The 2,500-nt window shown below is 55.9% G+C and carries 1 tRNA gene and 2 rRNA genes (1 of these 3 running past the window's edge); all 3 read right to left on the reverse strand.

Going from position 1 to position 2,500, the window contains the following annotated elements:
- Window positions 1-212: 212 nt before the first annotated feature.
- Window positions 213-289: transfer RNA gene (locus ACWGTI_RS05390), tRNA-Met, on the reverse strand.
- A gap of 267 nt (window positions 290-556) precedes the next feature.
- Window positions 557-671: ribosomal RNA gene (gene rrf / locus ACWGTI_RS05395) — 5S ribosomal RNA — on the reverse strand.
- 217 nt (window positions 672-888) lie between these two features.
- A 23S ribosomal RNA gene (locus tag ACWGTI_RS05400) occupies window positions 889-2,500 on the reverse strand (it continues 1,190 nt past the right edge of the window).

The following is a 2,500-nucleotide window of genomic DNA, read 5'->3' on the forward strand; positions in this document are numbered from 1 at the left end:
TGGGTGTGGTTGCACATGACGGCTAGGCCACCGGCGAGGGATCTCGTTTCGAGAAGCGGGCGCCGAGAAAGTTGGCTTGGGATGGGGAAGGATTTGACTTCTTTGTGCGGTGGCGTCTGCTTGGCCTCGTTGCAGGCGGCAATGCAGGTTAAAACCGCCGGCGGCGGCTGCGCGATACAAAAAAGGCCCGCACGAGGCGGGCTTTTTGATGTTGGTTGCGGGGACAGGATTTGAACCTGTGACCTTCAGGTTATGAGCCTGACGAGCTACCGGGCTGCTCCACCCCGCGTCACCTCCGGGCAAGCTCTTGCTTGTCCCGTCTGGGCAAACGCTTGCTTGCCGAATTCAGCAAGGAATTTCTTGCTGGATATGTTTTTGCCACCAAATGAAAGGGCCGCTTTCGCGGCCCGTGTTCCCGTTGGCGGGCCTCATGCATGTCGCCCAAAAGTGCTTAGCGGTTTTGGGATAACGACATGCACCACAAAAATCGTAGAGAGAAGATTTCGCTTCATGCGGGATCGTTTGATCCTTGATGTAAGCAACGTGCGTTTGGCAGACCTGGCAGCGACCTACTCTCCCGCGTCTTGAGACGAAGTACCATCAGCGCTGGAGCGTTTCACGGCCGAGTTCGGAATGGGATCGGGTGCAGCCGCTCCGCCATAACCACCAGGTCGGCAAAACGCACGTTATTCGAGAAGCTGTTTTTGTGCCAAGGCGACGCCTTTGCGGTTGGCTTTCGGGCATAGCCCGCAAGCGCGACTGCGCGTCGCCGGTTTTCCGGCGCCCTCGCGGAGCGTCCGGCCGAAGGCCGATACGACGCGTGAGCGCTGGTCAGATCATCGTGGCGACAATCTTTGGATTGCGCCGAGATGAGCATAAGGAATGAGAACGATCAAGCCGATCGAACTATTAGTACCGGTAAGCTTCAAGCGTTGCCGCTCTTCCACACCCGGCCTATCAACGTGGTCGTCTTCCACGGTTCTCAGGGAATACTCGTTTTAAGGTGGGTTTCCCGCTTAGATGCCTTCAGCGGTTATCCCGTCCGGATATAGCTACCCTGCTATGCGGCTGGCGCCACAACAGGTCCACCAGAGATCCGTCCATCCCGGTCCTCTCGTACTAGGGACAGATCCTTTCAATATTCCTACACCCACGGCAGATAGGGACCGAACTGTCTCACGACGTTCTGAACCCAACTCACGTACCGCTTTAAATGGCGAACAGCCATACCCTTGGGACCTGCTCCAGCCCCAGGATGCGATGAGTCGACATCGAGGTGCCAAACAACCCCGTCGATATGGACTCTTGGGGGTCATCAGCCTGTTATCCCCGGCGTACCTTTTATCCGTTGAGCGATGGCCCTTCCACGCGGGACCACCGGATCACTATGACCGACTTTCGTCTCTGCTCGACTTGTCAGTCTCGCAGTCAGGCAGGCTTATGCCATTGCACTCAGCGAACGATTTCCGACCGTTCTGAGCCCACCATCGCGCGCCTCCGTTACTCTTTAGGAGGCGACCGCCCCAGTCAAACTACCCACCATACATTGTCCCGGACCCGGATAACGGGCCGCGGTTAGACATCCATAGTAATAAGGGTGGTATTTCAAGGGTGGCTCCACCTGAGCTGGCGCCCAGGTTTCAAAGCCTACCACCTATCCTACACATGCCACTACGAATGCCAATGTAAAGCTATAGTAAAGGTGCACGGGGTCTTTCCGTCTAACCGCAGGAACCCCGCATCTTCACGGGGAATTCAATTTCACTGAGTCTATGCTGGAGACAGCGGGGAAGTCGTTACGCCATTCGTGCAGGTCGGAACTTACCCGACAAGGAATTTCGCTACCTTAGGACCGTTATAGTTACGGCCGCCGTTTACTGGGGCTTCGATTCAGAGCTTGCACCCCTCCTCTTAACCTTCCAGCACCGGGCAGGCGTCAGACCCTATACGTCGTCTTGCGACTTCGCAGAGCCCTGTGTTTTTGATAAACAGTCGCTACCCCCTGGTCTGTGCCACCCTCCTCTACTTGCGTAGAAAAGGGTCACGCTTCTTCCGAAGTTACGCGTGCAATTTGCCGAGTTCCTTCAGCATAGTTCTCTCAAGCGCCTTGGTATACTCTACCTGACCACCAGTGTCGGTTTCGGGTACGGTTTATAAGGAGGAGCTATTTCCTGGAACCGCTCCGCTGCCCGTTCAATCCGATAAGATTGGACAACTTGTGCGATCCGTCACTACCTCCAAGCCCACGAATATTAACGTGGTTCCCATCGACTACGCGTTTCCGCCTCGTCTTAGGGGCCGGCTAACCCTGCTCAGATTAGCTTTAAGCAGGAACCCTTGGTCTTTCGGCGGGGGAGTCTCTCACTCCCCTTACGTTACTCATGTCAGCATTCGCACTTCTGATACCTCCACCACCCCTCACGGGTATGGCTTCATCAGCTTACAGAACGCTCCGCTACCGCTTGGCCCTTGCGGACCAAACCCTAAGCTTCGGTGTATG

It is taken from the genome of Mesorhizobium sp. ArgA1 (assembly GCF_053714375.1).